Source organism: Streptomyces sp. NPDC050164 (assembly GCF_044459945.1).
GTDB classification, from domain to species: Bacteria; Actinomycetota; Actinomycetes; order Streptomycetales; family Streptomycetaceae; genus Streptomyces; species Streptomyces coeruleorubidus_A.
Genome location: NZ_JBITJK010000003.1, coordinates 337,202 through 357,654 on the forward strand (window position 1 = coordinate 337,202; position 20,453 = coordinate 357,654).

18 protein-coding genes and 1 pseudogene are annotated in these 20,453 nt (G+C 72.4%); 2 read left to right on the forward strand and 17 right to left on the reverse strand.

What is annotated here, in order from left to right:
- Window positions 1-3: 3 nt before the first annotated feature.
- The 6 genes and pseudogenes from ACIBNA_RS06945 to ACIBNA_RS06970 all read right to left on the reverse strand — a co-directional run bounded on the left by ACIBNA_RS06945 (window position 4) and on the right by ACIBNA_RS06970 (window position 7,410).
- Window positions 4-895 (reverse strand): annotated as a pseudogene (locus ACIBNA_RS06945) (DUF4097 family beta strand repeat-containing protein).
- A 314-nt stretch (window positions 896-1,209) separates the two neighbouring features.
- On the reverse strand, window positions 1,210-1,740 hold the full coding sequence (locus ACIBNA_RS06950) for a toxin-antitoxin system HicB family antitoxin (RefSeq protein ID WP_399164203.1): 531 nt from the start codon (window positions 1,738-1,740) through the stop codon (window positions 1,210-1,212).
- 208 nt (window positions 1,741-1,948) lie between these two features.
- A complete protein-coding gene (locus ACIBNA_RS06955) occupies window positions 1,949-3,646 on the reverse strand; it encodes an amidohydrolase (RefSeq protein ID WP_399164343.1) in 1,698 nt (565 codons plus the stop codon).
- Window positions 3,647-3,692: 46 nt separating this feature from the next.
- A complete protein-coding gene (locus ACIBNA_RS06960; protein ID WP_399164204.1) occupies window positions 3,693-4,676 on the reverse strand; it encodes an ABC transporter permease in 984 nt (327 codons plus the stop codon).
- Entirely contained in the window at window positions 4,673-6,388 is a 1,716-nt protein-coding gene (locus ACIBNA_RS06965; RefSeq protein ID WP_399164205.1) for a sugar ABC transporter ATP-binding protein, read from the reverse strand. The genes ACIBNA_RS06960 and ACIBNA_RS06965 overlap by 4 nt, the downstream gene beginning before the upstream one ends.
- An 11-nt stretch (window positions 6,389-6,399) precedes the next feature.
- Entirely contained in the window at window positions 6,400-7,410 is a 1,011-nt protein-coding gene (locus ACIBNA_RS06970; RefSeq protein ID WP_399164206.1) for a sugar ABC transporter substrate-binding protein, read from the reverse strand.
- A gap of 231 nt (window positions 7,411-7,641) precedes the next feature.
- On the opposite strand from ACIBNA_RS06970, the gene ACIBNA_RS06975 reads away from it, so the two are divergent.
- Entirely contained in the window at window positions 7,642-8,664 is a 1,023-nt protein-coding gene (locus ACIBNA_RS06975; protein WP_399164207.1) for a response regulator transcription factor, read from the forward strand.
- Window positions 8,665-8,694: 30 nt separating this feature from the next.
- Here ACIBNA_RS06975 and ACIBNA_RS06980 read toward each other — a convergent pair whose 3' ends face one another.
- The gene (locus ACIBNA_RS06980) at window positions 8,695-9,636 is read right to left on the reverse strand and encodes a TIGR03619 family F420-dependent LLM class oxidoreductase (RefSeq protein WP_399164208.1); all 942 of its coding nucleotides are present in this window, start codon (window positions 9,634-9,636) and stop codon (window positions 8,695-8,697) included.
- 99 nt (window positions 9,637-9,735) lie between these two features.
- Here ACIBNA_RS06980 and ACIBNA_RS06985 point away from each other — a divergent pair, with 99 nt between their 5' ends.
- Window positions 9,736-10,308, forward strand: coding sequence for a MarR family winged helix-turn-helix transcriptional regulator (locus ACIBNA_RS06985; protein WP_399164209.1), 573 nt, complete (start codon window positions 9,736-9,738; stop codon window positions 10,306-10,308).
- A gap of 14 nt (window positions 10,309-10,322) precedes the next feature.
- Here ACIBNA_RS06985 and ACIBNA_RS06990 read toward each other — a convergent pair whose 3' ends face one another.
- The 10 genes from ACIBNA_RS06990 to ACIBNA_RS07035 form a co-directional block, all read right to left on the reverse strand.
- Entirely contained in the window at window positions 10,323-11,015 is a 693-nt protein-coding gene (locus ACIBNA_RS06990) for a gamma-glutamyl-gamma-aminobutyrate hydrolase family protein (protein ID WP_399164210.1), read from the reverse strand.
- On the reverse strand, window positions 11,012-12,502 hold the full coding sequence (locus ACIBNA_RS06995) for an aldehyde dehydrogenase (RefSeq protein ID WP_399164211.1): 1,491 nt from the start codon (window positions 12,500-12,502) through the stop codon (window positions 11,012-11,014). Before ACIBNA_RS06995 ends, ACIBNA_RS06990 begins: the two co-directional genes overlap by 4 nt.
- Window positions 12,503-12,565: 63 nt before the next feature.
- Window positions 12,566-14,026: an APC family permease gene (locus ACIBNA_RS07000; RefSeq protein WP_399164212.1), complete on the reverse strand. Its 1,461-nt coding sequence runs from the start codon at window positions 14,024-14,026 to the stop codon at window positions 12,566-12,568.
- Between the two features lie 126 nt (window positions 14,027-14,152).
- Window positions 14,153-14,755, reverse strand: a complete 603-nt coding sequence (locus ACIBNA_RS07005; RefSeq protein ID WP_274821504.1) for a TetR/AcrR family transcriptional regulator — start codon at window positions 14,753-14,755, stop codon at window positions 14,153-14,155.
- 55 nt (window positions 14,756-14,810) lie between these two features.
- Window positions 14,811-15,656 (reverse strand): fumarylacetoacetate hydrolase family protein, encoded by an 846-nt coding sequence (locus ACIBNA_RS07010; RefSeq protein ID WP_399164213.1) that lies wholly within the window; start codon window positions 15,654-15,656, stop codon window positions 14,811-14,813.
- On the reverse strand, window positions 15,649-16,569 hold the full coding sequence (locus ACIBNA_RS07015) for a 3,4-dihydroxyphenylacetate 2,3-dioxygenase (protein ID WP_399164214.1): 921 nt from the start codon (window positions 16,567-16,569) through the stop codon (window positions 15,649-15,651). The genes ACIBNA_RS07010 and ACIBNA_RS07015 overlap by 8 nt, the downstream gene beginning before the upstream one ends.
- Window positions 16,562-18,025, reverse strand: a complete 1,464-nt coding sequence (locus ACIBNA_RS07020) for an aldehyde dehydrogenase (RefSeq protein ID WP_399164215.1) — start codon at window positions 18,023-18,025, stop codon at window positions 16,562-16,564. Before ACIBNA_RS07020 ends, ACIBNA_RS07015 begins: the two co-directional genes overlap by 8 nt.
- A 99-nt stretch (window positions 18,026-18,124) precedes the next feature.
- The gene (locus ACIBNA_RS07025) at window positions 18,125-18,937 is read right to left on the reverse strand and encodes an acetoacetate decarboxylase family protein (protein WP_399164216.1); all 813 of its coding nucleotides are present in this window, start codon (window positions 18,935-18,937) and stop codon (window positions 18,125-18,127) included.
- Between the two features lie 11 nt (window positions 18,938-18,948).
- Complete coding sequence (locus ACIBNA_RS07030; protein WP_399164217.1) at window positions 18,949-20,145, reverse strand: NAD(P)/FAD-dependent oxidoreductase; 1,197 nt, start codon at window positions 20,143-20,145, stop codon at window positions 18,949-18,951.
- A gap of 1 nt (window position 20,146) precedes the next feature.
- A complete protein-coding gene (locus tag ACIBNA_RS07035; protein ID WP_059420853.1) occupies window positions 20,147-20,335 on the reverse strand; it encodes a ferredoxin in 189 nt (62 codons plus the stop codon).
- Between the last annotated feature and the right edge of the window lie 118 nt (window positions 20,336-20,453).

Genomic DNA, 20,453 nt, shown 5'->3' on the forward strand with positions numbered 1-20,453 from the left:
CGGTCAGGCGCGGCGGATGATGATGTCGCCGGTCGAGGTCCGGCCGTACACCTCGACGGTCTCGTCGGAGTCCGCGGGGCCGGCGGCGGAACCGAGCGCGCTGCGTACCGCGCCGTACTTGGTGTGCAGGTCGAGCCAGGCCGCGGTGCCCTCGTGGATGCCCACTTCGAGGTCGCCGACGGAGGTGCGAAGGTCGATCCGGCCGCGGGTGACGTCGCCGACGCGGATGCGGCCGTTGGAGCACATCGCTTCGACCCCGGCGCGGGCGACGCCGATCTCGATCCGGCCGTTGGCGGACTTGGCGTCGACGCTGCTGTGTGCGATGCCGACGGAGATCTCGCCGTTGGCCGCGTTGGTCTTCAGGCCTCCGGTCACCTCGCCGATCTCGGTCGCGCCGTTGGCGTTCTTGACGGTCGCCGTGCCGCAGACGGTGCCGATCTCGATCCGGCCCGAGCCGATGACCTCGACGTCCCCGGTCGAGCGGGCCAGACGGATGTCGCCGAGGTCGGTCCTGAGATTCGCGCCGGCCACCTCGTCGGCCTGGATGTCGCCGAGCGAGGTCTTGAGCGTGACGTCCCCCGAATCGGCCCTCGCAGAAGAAACCGCCCAGGGCCGCAGTGGCCCGGACATCGGACCCCGCGGGCAGTTCGACGCTCACCTCGACGGCGCCCGGCTTGCCGAACAGCGGCCGCTTCCTGGGTGTCCTGACCGTGAGGCGGCCGCCCGAGAAGGTGACCTGGGTCTGCTGCACGGCGCGCACGTCGTTGTCGTCGGAGCCGTTGCGCGGCAGCACCTCCACGACCGTGTCGGTGCGCTTGCCCGCGGTGATGCGGGCGGTCCCGGCGTCCAACTCGAGGATGGCGGAGATCGGTTCGGGGGTGTCGAAAGCAGGCATGACTGTCACGTCCTCTTGGCATGGGTGAGTGATCCCGCCGGTGGGGCGGGTGATGAGTCACGTCGGCGGGATCGGCGATCCGCCGGTGAGGGGGAGGTGGACCTGCGGCCCTAGGGGGTGTCCGCAAAGTCCCGTCGTCCGCCCGCAGGGCGGGCCCCGCGGCGTTCGGTGCGTGCTCTCGGCGTGCCGGGCGGACGCCCGCGTACTGGTTGTACGCGGGTGTTCGACCGGTGCGGCGAGTGGGGCCCCCTGCTCGAAGAGCTTGGGGGAGCGTGCCGGGCGTCGCGGGGCAGGCGGGACTTTGCGGACACCCCCTAGCGGACCCAGCCGGTGAAGCCCCGGCTGCCCGAGTCCTTGCCGCGGCCCTGCGGGCTCGTGCGCGCCCCGCCGTCGAGGGCGGTGGACACGGCCCGTACCAGCCAGGCGTTGACCGACAGGCCCTCCGCCGCCGCGGCGTCCTCGGCGCGGGCCTTGAGGTGGGCGGGGAGGCGGAAGTTGATCCGCGCCATGGCGCCGTCGTCGGCGTCCGCGGGCGGCGGGGGCGGCCCGGGGGCGGCGGGGGCCGCGACCGGCTCCCGCACCTCCCGGAACGGCTCGGGTGCGGGCGGCGGCGTCACCACGAACTCGGGGTCGAGTCCGCGCAGCCGCACGTCGACCGAGCCCGGCGCGAGCTCCCGGGTGACCTCGCCCATGGCGGCCGACAGTGCGTTGAGGAGGGTCAGGCGGGCGGCGGACTCCAGGGGGGCGGTGAGCCGCTCGGCGAGGGCACGAGCGTCGTCACCGCCGGCGTCCGCGGCGACGGCGAGCTCGTGCCGGAGGTTGTCGACGTAGGGCGTGAGGTCCATGGCGCCATGATGGCACATCAATGGCATCACGGCGAGCCAGATTGGCACTTCCTTGACGCGAAGGACGCTGACCTGGCATTTCCTGCTTGATCTGGTGTGTCGTGGTGCCCCGTTGACAGCGAGGTGGCTTGCACCGGTGCCGTTGTGACGCCATGGTGGCGCCACGCACAGCGGGCCGCCTGTCGGCGGCCCGCTGTGAGGTGCAAGCTCAGCGTTCGAAGACCACCCGCCCGTCGAACACCGTGAGATCCACCTGGACCTTGGTGATGTCGTGCGGGTCGAGGCCAAGCAGCGGTCGGTCCAGGACGCACAGGTCGGCGGCCCTGCCCGGCTCGACGGTGCCCTTCCAGTCGTCGGCGAAGTCCTGCCAGGCCGGGGTGGCCGTATAGGCGCGCAGGGCGTCGGCGAGCGGCACGCACTGTTCGGGGCCGCTGGGGCGTCCGCTGGCCTTGGACTCGCGGAGCATCATCGAGGCCACGCCCTGTCGCCAGTCGGGTTCGGTGATCGGCGCGTCGGAGCTGGCGCAGACCCGTACTCCGGCGTCGAGCGCGGAGCGCACCGGCCACTGGTAGGCGGAGCGTTCGGGGCCCACGACCTCGTCCATCAGGTCGGAGATGGTCCACTTGATGGCGGGGTTCATGTTGACGCCGTAGCCGTGCGCGGCGAGCTCGGCCAGGCTGCCGGGGCTGATGAAGTCGCCGTGGATGACGTAGTGGCGGGCGTCGGGGCGGGGCGCGGCCCGGTCGGCGGCGACGAAGGCGTCCACGACCGTGTCGATGGCGCGGTCGCCGGTGACGTGCACACCGAGCTGGAAACCGGCCTCGTGGGCGACCCGGATCATCTCGCGCAGTTCGTCGGCCTGAAGACCAGGGGTGTCGCCGTGGACGCACAGGGCGCCGTGGCCGCCCTCCGGGTAGGGCTCGTTCATCCAGGCCGTGCGGTTGGGCGGCACTCCGTCGCCGAAGATCTTGACACCGATGGCCCGCAGCAGCCGGGGGTCGGCGGACTCTGGGCGGCGCAGTTCGGCCAGGCCCTTGCGAACGTCGTCGGCGGAGCCGCCCATGGGGGCGGGCAGCAGCAGGACGCTGACGCGCGCCCGGAGTTCACCGCTCGCCGCGAGGTCCGCGTACGCGGTCCAGTTGTCGGTGCTCAGGCCGCCGAAGAGGGTGCCGGCACCGCCGGGGCCGAGGCCGGGCTCGGTGTAGCTGGTGATGCCGCGGGAGTGCAGCTCGCGGATCACGCCCTGGATCGCCTGGCGGCGCTGGGCGAGCGTGGGGGCGGGCAGGGCGGCCTGGACGAGCCGCCCGGCGGCCTCGCGCAGGATGCCGGTCGGCCGTCCGTCGGGGTCGTGGTCGATGACGCCGCCGGGCGGGGGCGTGGTGTCCGCGTCGATGCCGCAGCGGCGCAGCGCCTCGGAGTTGGCCCACACCATGTGAGAGGAGAAGTCGGTCAGGCAGACCGGGTGGCCCGGCGCCACCGCGTCCAGGTCCCGGCGGTGCGGGAAACGGCCCGGGTCGGCCAGGCACTCGGCGAGGTAACCGGAGTCCCAGCCCAGGCCGACGATCCACTCTCCGTCCGGGACGTCCCGTGCCGCCCGGGCCACGGCCGCGGCGATGTCGGCGATGGAACCCACCGCCGGATGGGCGACGTCGATGGCGAACGGCGGTTTCGTCATCCCGTAGGCGGCTCCGTGCAGATGCGAGTCGTTGATGCCGGGCAGCACGGTCCGGCCGCCCAGTTCGACGATCCGGGTGCCGGGCCCGGCCAGGGCGCGCATCTCGGCGTCGCTGCCGACGGCCAGGATGTCCCGGCCGCGTACGGCCACGCCTTCGGCGACGGTGAAGCCGGCGTCGACGGTGAGAACCTGTCCTCCGGTCAGGACGAGGGTGGGGGCGGTGTCGCACACGGGTGCGGTGTCGCTCACGGTGACCTCTTTTCAAGGGGAGGGTGGGTCAGCGCCCCGTGCGGGGTGCGAAGTAGGCCAGGGCCGCGCCGGCCACCAGCGCGACGCCCTGGGCCATCTGCTGCCAGAACGTCGGCACGTTCAGCAGGGTCAGGCCGTTCTGCAGGCAGCCGAGGAAGAGCACGCCGAGCAGGACGCCGAAGATCGAGCCGGAGCCTCCGGTGAGGGCCACTCCGCCGACCAGCACGGCGGTGAGCACGGCCAGCTCAAAACCGGATCCCGAGGTTCCGGCCACCACGCTGTCCAGTATCGACGCCTTGACGGCGCCGGCCAGGGCGGCGGCCACACCCGTGACGACGAACAGCGCGAACGGGGTGCGGCGGATCTGGATGCCGGAGAGGTGGGCGGCCTCCCGGTTGACGCCGATGGCGAAGACGTGCCGTCCGGCCGGGGTGAACGCGAGGAACAGCGCACCCGCCGCCAGCACCAGCGCCGCGATGACGACCGGCGCCGCGATCCCGGCGATCCGCGCCCCGCCGATCCAGGCGAACCCGGAGCCGAAGCCGCTCAGCGGCAGCGGGAACAACTGCTGTGCCAGACCTCGTACGGCGGTCAGCATGCCGAGGGTGACGATGAACGCGGACAGGCCGAAGTAGCAGCACAGGACACCGTTCACCGCGCCGACCACCGCACCGGCGGCGAGCGCCCCGAGCAGGGCGACGGCGGGCGACTGGTGGTGCTGCCCGGCCAGCCAGCCCGCGACAAGACCGCCGAGGGCGAGCGTGGAGCCGACCGACAGGTCGAGGTACCCGCTGATGACGAGCAGGGCCAGCGGGACGGCGACGATCGCGAGGGTGGCGGCGTCGGTGGCGATGCCGCCGAGGTTGGCGGGGTCGAGGAAGCTGCCCGTGGTCAGCTGGAAGACCAGCACCATCGCGACGAGCACGACGAGGAGCGGGTTGCGGCGTGCGGTGGTCAGCCCGCCCGTGGCGATCAGACGCGGGCGCGTGAGGACGCGGTCGGCGGTGGTCATGCTGCTCCTTCGGCGGGCAGGGGGTCGGGGTCGGCGTCGTGGACCGCCGAGAGCAGGGCCTGTTCGGTGAGTCCGGCGCCGGAGAGTTCGCCGACGATCCGTCCCCGGGCGACGATCAGGCAGCGGTCGGCGAGCGCCACGATCTCCTCGGGGTCGCTGGACGCGAACAGCACGGCGGTGCCGCGCCCGGCGGCGAGCCCGGACACCACCCGGTAGATCTCCTGACGGGCCCCCACGTCGACACCCTGGGTCGGCTCGTCCAGAAGCAGCACGTCCACGTGCCGGGCCTCGTTGATCCACCGGCCCAGCACGAGCTTCTGCTGGTTGCCCCCGGAGAACGCGCCCGCGGGCAGCCCGGGCCGGGCCGGGCGCAGCCCGACCGCCGTGGCCAGCGCGTCGAACACCCGCCGTTCGGTGCGCAACGCCCGTACGTTGTACCGGGCCAGGGTCCGGACGGCCGGCAGCAGCGTGTTGTCCTGCGCGGACAGCGACGGGAACAGGCCCTGTGCGCGCCGGTCCGCCGGTACGAGGGCGATTCCGGCGCCGAGCGCGTCGGCCGGCCGGCCGGGGCTGACGGTGCGTTCGCCGACCCGGATGGTTCCGGCGGTGGCTCGGCGCCTGCCGTAGAGCGTCTCCAGGATGCGGGTGCGGCCTGAGCCGATGAGCCCGAACAGGCCGACGCGTTCGCCTTCGGCGACGGTGAGACCGACGGGCCCGAAGCCGGGGCCGCGCAGGGCTTCGACGACCAGCCGGGGCGGGGCCGGCCTGCGCTGCGGCTCGGGCATGTCAGGGCCCGGCGTGGCCGCGGGGTCGCGCTCGTCTCGGCCGGGAGTGCGCCTCGGATCCTGGCAGTCCGGGCTCGACATGCGGCGGGCGTCGTGCCCGCCCGGTCCGGGCGCGTGCTGCGGCCTTCGGGTGTCCGGGCTCCCGCGCCGCGCCTCTGGCGCTTCCGCGTCCGTAGCGCACTCAGGCCCGTGCACGGCCTGCGTCGGCCTGCCCGCGATCGCCTCGACCAGGTCACGCCGTGTCTGTCCCGCCACCGTGGCCTGGTGGGTCACCCGGCCGTCGCGCAGTACCGTCACCGCGTCCGCGAGCCGTTCCACCTCCGACAGCAGGTGGGTGACGTAGACGATGGCGAGGCCCTGCGCGCGGAGGTCCTCGACGCGTTCGGCCAGGGCGTCGGTCTCGGCCCCGGACAGGGCCGCGGTCGGCTCGTCGAGGACCAGGACGGAGGCACTGCGGCTGAGGGCCTTGGCGATCTCGACCAACTGCCGCTGGCCCATGGGCAGATCGCCCACCCGGTCGCGCGGGGAACACCTGGCCGCGACCCGCTGAAGCAGCCCGGCGGCGACCTCCTCCTGGGCGCGCCGGTCGATGCGGCCGTACCGGGTCCACTCCTGGCCGAGGAAGATGTTCTCCGCCACGGTCAGAGCGTCGACCACGCTCAGCGTCTGGAAGATGATCGCCACGCCGGCCGCGATCGACTCGCGCGGGGTGAGGCGGGTGTACGACGTGCCGCCCACCTCGATCGTGCCCGCGTCGGGCGGGTAGGCGCCGCCCAGGCACTTGATGAGGGTGGACTTGCCGGCGCCGTTGTGGCCGAGCAGGGCGTGCACCTGCCCGGCGGGCACGGTGAGGTCCACGCCGTCGAGGGCTCTGACGCCGCCGAAGGACTTGGCCAGGCCGCTGATACGGAGGTTCGTGGTCGTCATGGCGGCCGGGCCTAGGCGTTCTGCGCGAGCAGGGCGTCGATCGCTGCGGTGTCGGCGCGCTGGACGAGCGCGATCGGCACCTGGGCGCTGGGGTTCGCCTTGCCCGCGGCGACGGCGCGCGGCACCTCGACGATGGCGGCGGCGATGTCCTTCGGCGCGAGCGCGGCGGAGGCCCGGTAGAAGGTGCCCTGCTTGACGGCGAGGAGGGAGGGTGCGGAGCCGTCCTGGCCGCCGACGAAGGTCTTGGCGTCGTCGGCGGCGCGGCCCGCCTGCTGGAGGGCCTTGAATCCGCCGTACGCGGCGGCGTCCGTGACGCCGAGGACGAGGTTGAGGTCGGGGTGCTTGGCGAGGATCGCCTTCGTCTTCGACAGGCCCGTGTCCGGGTCGATGGCCTGTTCCCGCGCCACCACGTCGACGCCGGGTGCCAGCCTGGTGAAGGCGTCGATCATGCCCTTGGTGCGTTCGCGGCCCAGCTCGATGGTGCTGTCGGTGAGGAAGGCGATCTTGCCCTTGCCGCCGAGGTGTTCCTCGGCCCACTTCGCCGCCGCCTCGCCGAGCAGGGTGCCGCCCTTGCGGAAGCTGAACTGGATGTCGGCGCTCTGGTGTTGCAGGGAACCGCCGTAGGTGACCCAGATCAGTCCCGCGTCCAGGGCCGCCTTGGCGATGGGCTCGGCGGCCTCGAAGACCATGGGGAAGGACACGATCGCCGGGACCTTGCGGGCGACCCAGGCGTTGAGGTTGCTCGCCTGTGTGTCGGCGCTGGCGTTGTCGCTGGTGGTGAGCAGCGAGATGCCGTGCTTCTTGGCCTGGACGGTGGAGAGCTTCACCAGGGTGGAGTAGAGCGGGAGTTGGGTGAAGGGGTAGTCGAGTCCGATCTTCGTCAGGCGGGTGCCGCCGGAGGACGACGGTTTGGTCGAGGCGGCCGTGCTCTGCGGTGCGGAGCATCCGGCGGCCGCCAGGGCGGTGGCGGCGGAGAGGGCGAGGAAGTGTCGGCGTGAGGCCGTGGACGGGGGTGGGGTCATGGCGGGGGCTCTCCGAGGGGCGGGCCCGGCTGGAGCGGGCGTCCGGGTGTGCCGAACAGGAAAGTCCCGCCGGGCCCGCCGCACCATCCGTACAAATACCGACTGCGAACGACAGCCGGCGGATCACGGGCCTCTCGCTCGACAACTCGGTGAACACCTTGTCGGACCCGGACCGACCCCCTATCGTTAGGACCCAAACGACATCACGTCGGAGCCGCCCGGAGGCTCGCCATGCCCAGCCACCACCAGATCGCGGCAGCAGCGCGCATCGGCATGCTCACCCGCGAGCGCGACACCACGTCGGCCTCCGCGCAGGCCCTGCGCGAACTCGCCCGCGCCCTGCCGCTGGACGCGGCGACCCTGCTCACGATCGACCCGCTGACCGGCTCGCACGTCCAGGTCGCGAGCATCGGCTACACCGCCGCGGCCTCGCAGGCCCTGGCCGGGGAGTTCGTCGCGACGCCGTGGTACCGCAACGTCGTACGGCGGGAGCTGCCACCGTCCATCTCCGAGGACGCCGAGGACGCCGGGCCGCGTTTCCGGCACGGCTGGTTCTACGCCGAGCGGGTCCGTCCGGCCGGTTTCCGGGACGGCGTCACGGGAGCGCTGCGGCACCGGGGCCGGCTGGTGGGCATGGTCCACCTCTCCACCGAGAGCGCGGACGCCTACGACACCGACGCCCGCCTGCTCCTCGCCTCCGTCATGCCCGCCCTGGCCGCGCTCGCCGACCCGCTGGCCCACGCCGGTGACCTGCACGGTCTGGCGGCTCAGGACGCGGCGAGCCTGGTCACCGGCGACGGCGGCGTGATCGACCTGCCGGGCCGCGACCGGCCGCGGGTGCTGCGGGAGGAAGGCGGCTTCCGCGCGCTGCTCGACGCCTTCACCGGCACGGGCGGGCGGCGGCTGCGCCTGCTGTGGCCGGCCTGCGGCGACTGGCGGCGGGTCGTACTGCACCGGCACCCGGCGGGACCCGGCCTCGCGTCCGACGCGGTGCTGGTGCACGAGACGCCCACGGAGCTGCCGTACGGGCTGAGCCCCCGGGAGCTGGAAGTGCTCACCCTGGCGGCCACGGGGCAGACCAACCAGGCCATCGCGCAGGCGCTGTTCCTGTCCCCGCGGACCGTGCACAGCCATGTCGAGCACCTGCTGCGCAAGACCGGCTGCGCCTCCCGTGCGCAGGCCACGGCGCTCGCGGTCCGGGACGGGCTGCTGCGTCCGGACCCGGATCACCTCGGGCGTTTCGTCGAACGGTGATCCGGGCCGTGGCGGTCGGGGAGGTCGCGGTCAGGAGGTCAGTGCCTCGACGCGCCGCATGACGTCCCGGCAGAACGCCCCGACCCCGTCGGGGTCGTCGATGAACTGGTTCGGCTTGACGCAGAAGGTCGTGAAGCCCTGCTCCAGTTGCTCAGGGATGACGGCGAGCGCCGCTCCGAGGTCCGCCGGGGAACGGTCGTCGGGGAAGACGGCCCGGGTGCCGCCGATCATCTCCAGGTCCGCACTGTCCCGTCCTGCCGCGGCCATCGCCTCCTTGAGCGCCTGGAGGTCCTCGGGTGTGGGCCGGCCGAGCGGGTGGAAGCCGTGGCCGTACCGCACGAGGCGGCGCAGGACCGGGCCGTGCAGCCGCTGTCCGCCGTACCAGAGCCGGGGGCCGTCCGGGCGGTGGGCCTTGGGCTCGAAGTAGACGTCCTGGAAGGGGTAGTGCGGTCCGTCGTGGGAGATCGGGGACGGGCCCCAGGCCTTCGCCCAGATCTCCAGGTGCTCGTCGAGGAGCCGCCCGCGCCGGGCGAAGGGCACGCCGAGGGCGTCGTACTCGTCCTTGCTCCAGCTGACCGTGGGCTGTACGACGAGGCGCCCCTCGCTGATCAGGTCGAGGGTGCCGAGCTCGCGGGCGAGCAGCAGGGGGTGGCGCAGCGGGGCGAGGACGGCCGCGGCGGCCAGGCGCAGCCGGGAGGTGACGGAGGCGATGGCGGCGAGCAGCAACAGGGAGTTGGGCCATGGGGTGTACGGGTCCTGATTGCCCGGGAGGGCGTAGTCGCGGGGGTTGCCCATGATTCCGGCGGCCGCCGCGTCGGGTCCGAGGACGATGTGCTCGCTGACCATGACCGCGTCGAAGCCGGCGTCCTCGGCCTCGCGGGCCCAGCGGACGGTTGTGGGCAGATCGGCCCGGCCGCCGGTCAGCGTCCAGTTCTCACTGAGGACGAGGAGCATGCGGGGAGGGGTGGGCATGTCGGGTTTCCCTTTCATCTCCGTACAATTTGAGTCCGAACGACCGGGCGGCGAGGCCGCCCGGTCGAGACGCGTCGCGACCAGCCGAAGGAGCCGCCCGTGCCGGGCCACCGATCCATCACCGAAGCCGAGAAGCTCGCAGCGGCGAAGCTCGGCGGTGTTCCGATCCGCCGGGAGCAGATGGCGGCGGTGGCGAACATCTACCGGGCCGCGTCCGCCGTGCGGCAGCACCTGGAGAACTCGGTGCTGCGCGGTTCGGACCTGACCTGGACGGCCTTCGTGGTGCTGTGGGTGGTCTGGGTGTGGGGCGAGTCGGAGACCCGGCACGTGGCGGAGGAGGCGGGGATCTCCAAGGGCACGCTGACGGGTGTGGCGCGCACGCTGGAGTCGCGGGGGCTGTTGCGGCGGGCGGACCACCCGAGCGACGGGCGGCTGGTGCTGCTGAGCCTCACCGAGGAGGGCGACGCGTTCATGCGGCGGGTCTTTCCGGCGTTCAACGAGGAGGAGGCGTTCGTGACGGCCCGGCTCAGCGACGCGGAGTGCCGCAGCCTCGCCGAGGGGCTGCGCAGTGTGGTGCTCCAGGTCGAGGAGCACGGCGAGGAGCGGCGGCAGTCCCTGCTGGACGGCGCCGAGCCCGCGCCGCGGCGTAGCGGACGGCGGCCCCGGGCCTGACTCCCGCGGCGACCTCACCGGGCCGCGGCCCGCACGAGTGCGTCGAACAGGCCCTGCTGGGCGGGGTCCTCGTGGGCGGTGTCCTCCGGGTGCCACTGGACGGCGGTGAACCAGCCCCTGGCGCCCGGGAGTTCGAGGGCCTCGACGGTGCCGTCCGCCGCCCGGGCCGTGACGCGGAGGTCCGTGCCCAGGCGGTCGACGCGCTGGTGGTGATAGCAGGACGCGTCGGTCTTCTCGACGCCGGCGGACCGGGCGACGACCGAGCCGGGTTCCAGGATGACGGGGTGCACGAGGTGCCGGTGTTCGCGCTGAGGTCCGCCCATGTCCTGCTCCAGGGTGCCCCCGAGGGCCACGTTGACGGCCTGGAGACCGCGGCAGACCGCGAGCAAGGGCAGGCCCGACCCCAGGGTGTGGCGGGCGACGTCGAGGTCGAAGGTGTCCTGGAGGGTGTCGACGTCGTAGACGGTATCGTGGGTGCCGGTGGCGCCGTAGCGGGAGGGGGCGAGGTCGCCGCCGCCGGGGAGCAGGACGCCGTCGAAGCGGGCGAGCCGGGCCGCGGTGCCGCTGTCCGCCGGGTGGATGCTCGCCGGTTCGCCGCCGGCCCGCCAGACGGCCTCGATCAGGGCGCGGGCGTTGACCTCGGCGGCGTAGCGGAGGGCGGAGGTCCGCGCGGAGAACCGGGCGGGGATCGCGATCAGGGGCCTCACAGCTGGATCCAGGTGGTCTTGAGCTCGGTGTACTTCTCCAGCGCGTGGACGGACTTGTCACGTCCGTTGCCCGACTGCTTCATGCCGCCGAAGGGCACGGTCAGGTCGCCCTCCTCGTAGCAATTGACCCAGACGGTCCCGGCCTTGAGCGCGCGCGAGACCCGGTGGGCGGTGGACAGATCGGAGGTCCACAGGCCGGCGGCGAGGCCGTACTCGGTGGCGTTGGCGAGGCGGACCGCCTCGTCGAGGTCGTCGAAGGCGAGCACGGACAGGACGGGGCCGAAGATCTCCTCCCGGGCCAGTCGCGAGCCGGGGTGCACGCGGTCGAAGACGGTCGGTTCCAGATACGTCCCGCCCGTCTCGGCGAACAGGCGCTCGCCGCCGGTGCGCAGCCGGGCGCCCTCCTCGACGCCATGACGGACGTGGTCGCGTACGCGGTCCAGGTGGGCCCGTCCGGCCAGCGCGCCCATCTCCGTCTCCGGGTCGAGCGGGTCGCCCACCTTCAGCTCGCGGGCCCGCCGGACCACGGCCTCGGTGACCCGCTCGGCGATCGAGGAGTGCACGAGCAGCCGCGAAGGCGCCGTGCACATCTCGCCCTGGTTGAAGAAGATGCCCCAGGCGGCCGTGGCGGCGGCCTGGTCGAGGTCGGGGGCGTCGGGCAGGACGATGTTGGGCGACTTGCCGCCGAGTTCCAGCCAGACGCGCTTGAGGTTGGAGTCGGCGGCGTAGCGCAGGAAGTGGCGGCCGACGGCGGTGGAGCCGGTGAACGCCAGGACGTCTACGTCGGGATGGAGGCCGAGGGCCCGGCCGGCGGTGGGGCCGTCGCCGGTGACGACGTTGAGCACGCCGGGCGGGATTCCGGCCTCGGTGGCGAGGCGGCCCAGGAGCAGGGCGGAGAGCGGGGAGTTCTCCGAGGGTTTCAGTACGACCGTGCAGCCGGCCGCCAGTGCCGGGGCGATCTTCCAGCCGGCCAGGGTCAGCGGGAAGTTCCAGGGGACGACCGCCCCGACCACTCCGGCGGGTTCCCGGGTGACCAGGGCGAGGGCGTCCGGCGCGGTGTGCGGGGCGGAGTCGGTGAGCTTGTCCGCGAGCTGCCCGTACCAGCGGAAGGTGCTGATGACGGCGCGCAGTTCGATGCCGTGGGCATCCGTGATCGGTTTGCCCATCTCCAGGCTCACGGTCAACGCCAGTTCCTCGCGCCGCTCTTCGAGCAGGTCGGAGAGCCGCAGCAGGGCCCGGCCGCGCTCGGCCGGTGCCAGGCGCGGCCACGGGCCGGTGTCGAAGGCCCGCCGGGCGGCGGCGACGGCCGCGTCCACTTCGGCGGTGCCCGCGTCCGGGACCTCGGTGAGGACCCGGCCGTCACGCGGTGACACGACCGGGAACGTCGCCCCGCTCCCGGGCTCGTCGGCGCCGGCGATGTGGTGGGCGCCGGAGAGCTGGAACGCCTTGGCGCGCCGCAGCCACTCGTCGTGGGTGACGGCCGGCATGGAGGACCTCCTTTGATCTCAAACGATATGGGTACGGCCGTCCGCGGACGGCGGCGCGCGCGGTCACCCGTCGGCGGCTGCGACGGCCCTCCCCCGCACCCGTGCGACGACAATGCCCAGCGCCATGACCACCGGGACGGACAGCGTGAGCCACAGGGCGGTGGCGCGTTCGCCGCCGATGAGCGTGGTGAAGTTGGCCAGGATGAGCCAGATCGCCCCCGTGATGCCGAGCGCGCCCAGGACGGGAGCGATGAGCGTGTTCCAGGGATGGGCGTCGAGGCGCTCGCGGCGGAAGAAGACGACGACGGACACCGAGGTCAGCAGGTACAGCAGCATCATCGCCAGGACGGCGACCCCGCTGAACCAGGAGAACAGCGTCAGCACCGGGTCCTTGCCCGCCAGCGCGAAGGGCACCACCAGCAGCACGGCCAGGAGCGTCTGGACGCACCCGGCCGCCCAGGGGGCGTGACGGCGGTTGAGCCGGCACAACCGCAGCGGCAGCAGCCGGTCGCGGCCGAGGGAGAACAGGTAGCGGTTGGCCGAGTTGTGGAAGGTGAGGATGCCGGCGAAGAGGGACGTGGCGAGCAGGACCGGCAGCACGTCGCCGACCCAGCCGCCGAACTGCGCCGCGATGGGCGCGAAGACGAACCCGGCTCCGTCACCGCCCTCCAGGGCCTTGCCCGCGGCCGCGGTGGCCCGGGAGGCGCCGTAGGAGGAGATGAGCATCCAGGAGGTCAGGGCGAAGAAGCCGGTGACCACGACGACCGCGAGGTACGTGGCCCTCGGCACGGTCTTCCTGGGCTCGCGGGCCTCCTCGCCGTAGATGGCGGTGGCCTCGAAGCCGAACATGGACGCCACGGCGAACATCACGGCCACGCCCGGCGCGCCGTCCAGGGCGGCGGCCGGGGAGAAGCTGTCGGCGAGGCCGAGCCCCTCGGGTCCGCCGCCCTTGACGAGGGTGACCAGGGCGAAGACCGACAGGATGCTGAACTCCGCCAGGACGAGGACGGCCAGCACCTTGGCGCCCATCTCGACGCCGGTCGCACCGAGCGCCTGCACCACGGCCATGGTGGCCAGTGTCCAGACCCACCACGGCAGGTCGAGGCCGGTGTGGCTCGCGACCAGTCCGCTCACGATGGATCCGTAGAGCCCGTACATGGCGGCCTGGATGGTGCAGTACGCGAAGAGCGCGAGGCCCGCGCTGCCGGTGCCGGTGGTCCGGCCGAGGCCCTTGCCGATGTAGGTGTAGAAGGCGCCCGCGTCCACGACGTGGCGGCCCATGGCGACGAAGCCCACCGAGAACAGCAGGATCACCAGGCCCGCTACCAGATAGGCGGCGGGCACGCCGGGCCCGTTGCCGAGCGCCACGGCGATGGGGGCCGCGCCGGCGATACCGGTCAGCGGGGCCTGGGCGGACAGGACGAAGAAGAGGATGCCCAGCACGCCGAGGGCGTTGGGCTTGAGCGTGCCTGCGGTGGGCGCGTCCGGTGTCGCCGTGTGCCGGGAGACCGTCTGACTGTCCACTCGGATCACCTGCCAGGGGGAGGAAGGATCGTTTCAGGCCAAACGAGTTGCCTCATCGTGGGACGGAACTATCCGTTTGGCAAGGGGTGAGGGAGTACGAATTACGGGGCTGCGTGGCCGACGGAGTCAGGCCTCGCCGTCCCTTTTCTCGGCGAGCAGCCGCAGCACCGAGCGCAGTTCGTCGAGGGCGTCCTCGATGACCTCGCGCTCGCCGAAGACCAGCTGGTGCAGGACGAGTCCCTCCAGCGTGGCGAAGACCATCCGGGACAGGCCCTCGTCCACCGGGCCGGGCAGCATCTGGGTGAGCTCGCGCCGGGTCGCGTCGAAGTACTCGTCGTACAGCGACCGCAGGTGGGCCAGGAGCTCGGGGCGGCGCCGGGACTCCAGCAGCAGTTCGTACTGGAACGCCTGGAGGTCGGGACCGGACTCCACCATGTCCGTCAGACCCACCGAGAAGTCGGCGGCCCTGCCCGTGCCCGGTTCCAGGGCGCTGCTGCTCAGGGAGGACCGGATGGCGTGGGTGAGGGCCTCTTCGATCAGGGCGTCACGGGAGCCGAAGTGGTGCACGACCAAGCCGTGGGTGACGCCGGCCTCCTCCGCGACCGCCCGGTAGGTGAGCCTGCGCAGCCCGCCCCGGGCCACCACGCGCACGGCGGCCTCCAGCAGGGCCTCGCGGCCCGTGCCGTAGTTCACGCGCTTGCGGGGGCGGCGCCCGGCGGGCTCGGTCATGCCCGTGACCCTACCCGGGGCGCCCCCCTCGGCGACGCGGCGGCCGGAGCCCGCGTCAGCGACGCGGCGGCCGGATGCCACGGAACTCCCAGTCGCCGCCGAGCGCGGTCGACAGCACCTCCTCCGACTCGGTGGGCTGTGCGCCCACGTCCGTACGGATGGCGGCCGGCCCGGTCACGATGTGGTTGGTGAGCCGCCCGAGCCCCTCGACCTCCACCTCCACGACGTCCCCCGGCTGGACGGGACGCGAGTTGGCGGGCGTGCCGGACAGCAGTACGTCTCCCGGGTACAGCGTGATGGTGCGGGCGATGTCGGCGACGAGGTAGTGCATGTCCCACGTCATCTCGTCGGTCGAACCGTCCTGCACCACCTGTCCGTTGACGTAGGTCCGCAGCCGCTTGCCGTGGAAGTCCCAGTCGGTGACCAGCCCGGGGCCGAGCGGGCAGAGGGTGTCGGAGCCCTTGACACGGAGCATGGAGCCGGCGTCGGTGTCGCGGAAGTCGTGCAGTCCGTAGTCGTTGGCGATGGTGTAGCCGGCGATGTACTCCCCCGCCTCGGCCGGCGAGATGTTCCGGGCGGTCTTCCCGATGACGATGGCGACCTCGCCCTCGTAGTTGAGCCACTTGCAGCCCTCGGGACGGACGATCGCGCCCTGGTGGGCGTTGAGGGCGGAGACCGGCTTGTGGAAGTAGGTCGGCGTATCGGGAAGCCCGATCCGGAACTCCTCGACCCGGCTGCGATGGTTGAGGTGGACGGCGATGACCTTGGAGGGGACGACCGGCGGCAGATGCCGGGCGTCGTCGGCCTTGACGCGGCGGCCGTCGCCGGCGACGAGTTCGTCACCGTCGACGGTGACCTGGACGGCGGCGCCGTCGAGGAGGACACGGCGGTACTCAGGCATGGGCGGACTCCTGCGCGGGGGTGTGGTCTGCGGTCCAGCCGTCGGCCGGGCGGTCGAACCAGAGGTGGACCTGGCCGGTGCCGACGGAGTTCTCGTACTCGCCGTACTGCCGGGCCCGGGCGACGCAGCCCTGCTCGCCGAGGGCACCGGCCATCATCAGGTAGTGGAAGAACTTCGCCTCGGGCTTGACCTTCCAGAACTCGTCCATGGTGTCGAGGACCTTGTCGTGACGGCCCTCCTTGAACCAGGCGATGCGCTCCAGGTCGGCCTCGCGGGCCTCGGGCGTACGGATGTGAACGGGGTCGCTGGCCTCGTGGTCGCGCAGTTCGCGCAGCGGCCAGAAGGTGTGCGAGAGGGCGCCGGAGGCGATGAGCAGGACCCGTCGCCCCGGGGTAGCGGCGATACCGTCGGCGAGCGCCCGGCCGAGGCGGAGGTGGTCCTCCATGTCGCCGGTCTGGCAGACCCCGATGGTGACCCACCGCTTGTCGGGCAGGCCCTCGCCCAGGTACTTCCAGAGGTTGATGGTGGCGTAGTAGACCGGCAGGTACGCGTCGTCGATCGGAGTGATCCAGGTACCGTGCTTGTCCGCGAACTTCGCCATGTTGTGGGCGAGTTCGGGGTCGCCCGGGAAGTCGTACGGCATCCGGCACATGCCGCGCGGCAGCTCCTCGGAGGTGAACAGCCCCGCGCGCCGCTCCTGCGCGGTCACGACGAACTCGACGGTGGTCGCCCAGTGGGAGTCGAGCACGACCACGGTGTCGTAGTCGTCACGCTCGAAGACGTCCCTGCGGAGCTCCCGGAGCCCGGTGACGAGGGTGATCTCCTTTCCCTCGTTCAGCTCCAGCCGCTCCTGCTCGGGCAGCACGATGGTGGGGACGTGGGCGAGCAGCCCGGCCCCGGTGATCTCACCCATGGTCCTGGTTCCATCCCTTCGGGGCGGTGACGGTGTTCTTCAGGTCGCAGTAGAAGTCGAAGCTCCAAGTGCCGCCCTCGCGGCCGACGCCGGACTGCCGGGAACCGCCGAACGGGGCCTGGAGGTCGCGGACGAAGAAGCAGTTGACCCAGACCGTGCCCGCGACGAGCCGCGCGCTGACCCGCTCGGCGCGCTCGCGGTCGCCGGTGGCGACGGTGGCGGCCAGCCCGAAACGGGTGTCGTTGGCGAGCCGGACGGCCTCGTCCTCGCCGGCGAAGGTCTGGAGGGTCAGAATCGGCCCGAAGACCTCCTCCTGCACGATCTCGGAGTCCTGGGCGACATCGGTGAGCAGGGTCGGCGCGTAGTACTGCCCGTCCTTGCGATGCCCCCCGATGACCGCCCGCGCCCCGGCCGCGACGGCCCGCTGGACGAAACCGTCGATCTTCTCCAGCTGGCGGGGATGGATGTTGGGACCGATGTCGGTGGCCTCGTCGCGGGGATCGCCTTGGGTGAGGGCGGACGCCTTCTCCACGAACCGGCGGGTGAACTCCTCGGCGACCGGCTCCTCGACGAGCAGCCGGGTACCCGCGAGGCACACCTGCCCGGCGTTGTCGTACTGCTCCACGGCGAGGTCGACGGCCAGGTCGAGATCGGCGTCGGCGAAGACCAGAAGGGGTGACTTGCCGCCGAGTTCGAGGCTCAGGGGCGTGAGGTTACCGGCGGCCGAGGCGGCGATCCGCCGCGCGGTCGGCACCGACCCGGTGAAGCTGATGCGGCGCACGTCGGAGTGGGAGGTGAGGGCGTCACCGATCTCGGAGCCGTATCCCTGGACGACGTTGAGAACACCGGCCGGCAGCCCGGCCTCGGCTGCGATGTCGGCCAGCAGCGACGCGGTCAGCGGGGACCACTCGGCAGGCTTGAGGACGACGGTGTTGCCGGCGGCGAGGGCGGGGGCGACCTTCCAGGTGGCCAGCATCAGGGGCGCGTTCCACGGCGTGATCAGCACGCAGGGCCCGGCCGGGTCCCAGCTGACGTGGTTGGTGTGCCCCCGCGTCTCGAAGTCCTCGTGGTCGAGCCGGAGCAGCCAGTCGGCGAAGAACCGGAAGTTGTGGGCGACGCGGGGCATGACGCCCCGCCGATGCGACCGCAGCAGCGCACCGTTGTCGGTGGTCTCGACGATCGCCAGCTCCTCGATCCGCTTCTCGACGCCGTCGGCGATGGCGTGCAGGAGGCGGGCGCGCTCGGTGCGCGAGGTGGCGGCCCAGGCGGGGAACGCGTCCCGGGCGGCGGCGACGGCGGCTTCGGCCTCTGCGGGGCCGCCCCGGGCGATCTCGCCGAGGACGCTGCCGTCGATCGGAGAGTGGTCGGTGAAGGTATCGGCGCAGGCGACGCGTCGGCCGCCGATCCAGTGGCGGGTGTCGACGGCAACGCCGGCGACGGTGATGTTGTCAGGCATAAAGACAGCTCCTTGTGTATCAGGGGACAGGGATTCGCCCTAAGGGGCGCGGGGAACTGCGCGACCAGCCACGACAAGCCCGCAGCCGCCCACGAACCCTCACTCGGCAGACGCTCCGGACGTACCGGCCTCCAGCAGCTGCCCGCCATCCCACACAACGCCGACCTGGCGGTAATACGCGGCGATCGGCTCCCTGATCTCCAGCCGGGCCAACTCCTCGGTCGGCGCCTCGAAAAGCTCCAACTCGGCCTCACCGACCCATGGTTGGCCCCCCTCGAAGGACGCCGCTCCGGACTCGACCAGCTCATCGAGAGCCAGCCCCTTGCCCTTCTCGATCGACGGCAGCCAGCGATGGTGGGCCATGGGATGCGCATTGACGAAGCCACCGCTCTCGGACGGCTCCCGCAGCGTCACCACAGCCTGCGCGATACGCCGATCCGCAGCCGCCAGCGTCGCCCCGAACCGAGCCCCCGCCTCGATCCGCGGAGCGGGCCCGTACGGATGCGGCCGCGTCTGATGAATGGAGCCGAGCTTCTTCGGATACCCCTGGTGCAATCCCCGCGCGATCGCGAAGTCCTTGTCCACCCAGATGTAGACGCACCGCGAGTACGTCCGGCCCCGGTACCGGCACCGGACGACCGCGAACGCCTCCTTGTACTGCGCCCGCACCGGATCCAGCAGCTCCTTGCCCGACCCCGAGCAGGACTGCCAGTCCGCCCAGATCAGAGCAACCGCACCGGGATCCTCGTCGGCCAACTCCAGCGGCTCGGGGAGCAGTTCACGCACCCGCTCGGGATCCGTCCGGTACTCGACCGTCAACAGGTCACCGGAGTACCGCCAGGGCGGAGAGGGAATCAGCGACGACGCACCGGTCGCCGTCTTGGGATGGAAGTAACCACGAAGACTGGTCACGCGAGGGCTCCTTACGCGGTGAGGGCGGGCTGCTTCAGCAGGTCGGCGCGGTAACGAGCGGCGGCACGGGCGGCGGAGGGCCCGCCGAGCGCCACGACACCGACCAGTCGTCCGTCGCGGTGATAACCGACCAGCACGTCCCCCGAGGTGTCACCGTCGAGGACCCGGACGTCACCGAGCCCCAGGACCGGCGCACCGAAGGACTGCAACCGGAAGTCGTGCTGGTCGCTCCAGAAGGTGGGCAGCGGCGCGAAGGGCGCCAGGCCGGCGTCACCACCGACCAGCACCTTCGCGGCGTGCTTGGCCGAGTCGGCCGGCACGGACCAGTGCTCGACCCGCCGCGGCACACCGTCGTAGCGGGCGTTCGGGAAGCGGGCGACATCCCCGACCGCGACGACCTCCGGCCGGCCTCCGACCCGCAGGTGCCGATCGGTGAGGACCCCGTCGCTCAGATCCAGCCCGTTGCCGTCCAGCCACTCGGTGTTGGCGACCGAGCCCACGGACTCCACCACCACATCAGCGGGAAGCACGGACCCGTCGCTCAGCACGACACCGGTGACACGGTCGTCCCCTTCGAACCCGGTCACACCCGACCCCAGCACGAAGGAGACCCCGCGCTCCTCGTGCCGCGCGAGCAGCACACGCGCGAGCATCTCCCCGAGCGGCCCGACCATCGGCGACGGCAGCGGATCGACGACGGTCACCTCGGCCGCGCCGAGCCCGACGGCCGTCGCGGCGACCTCGCAGCCGATGAACCCGGCGCCGACCACGACGACCCGTACCCGGGGCCGGGTCAGCTCGTCCCGCAGGACCTGGGCGTCGTCGATCGTCCGGACCGTGTGACGGCCCTCGACCGGCCCGGGGCAGCGCAGCCGCCTCGGCCGCATCCCGGTGGCGACGACGAGCCCGTCGTAGGAGAGCACCGAGCCGTCGTGGAGCTCGACGGCCCGCTCGGCGAGCCGGGCAGCGGTGACTCTCGTGCCCAGCCGCCACTCCACGTCGGCAGCTGACGCCTTCGGCGTGAAGGCGAGCGACGCGAAGGACGCCTTGCCCGCGAGGACCTCCTTGGACAGCGGGGGCCGGTTGTACGGCCGGTGCGGCTCGTCGCCGATCACCGTGATGCCGCCGGTCCAGCCCGCGGCGCGCAGTTGCTCGGCGGCGCGGAGTCCGCCGAGGGAGGCGCCGGCGACGACGATGCGCCCGCTCATGTCAGTCCTCGATCCGGATGGCCTGGAGCGGGCAGACGTCCGCGGCCTCCTCGACCTCGTCGCGCAGGGCGTCGTCGGGGTCGGGGACGTAGGCCAGGCGGCCGTCGTCGTCCATCCGGAAGACATCGGGGGCCGCGAAGACGCACTGGCCGTGGTCCTGGCACTTGTTCATGTCGACGACGACCTTCATGGCCGGTCCTCCTGAATGTGAGGGCGTCGAAGCGGGATGAAAGGGGCCCGGCCGGAAGGGGCCGGGCCCCGGCCAACGGGGTGCGGTGGACCGCATCCCGAACTCGTTTGGCTTCAAA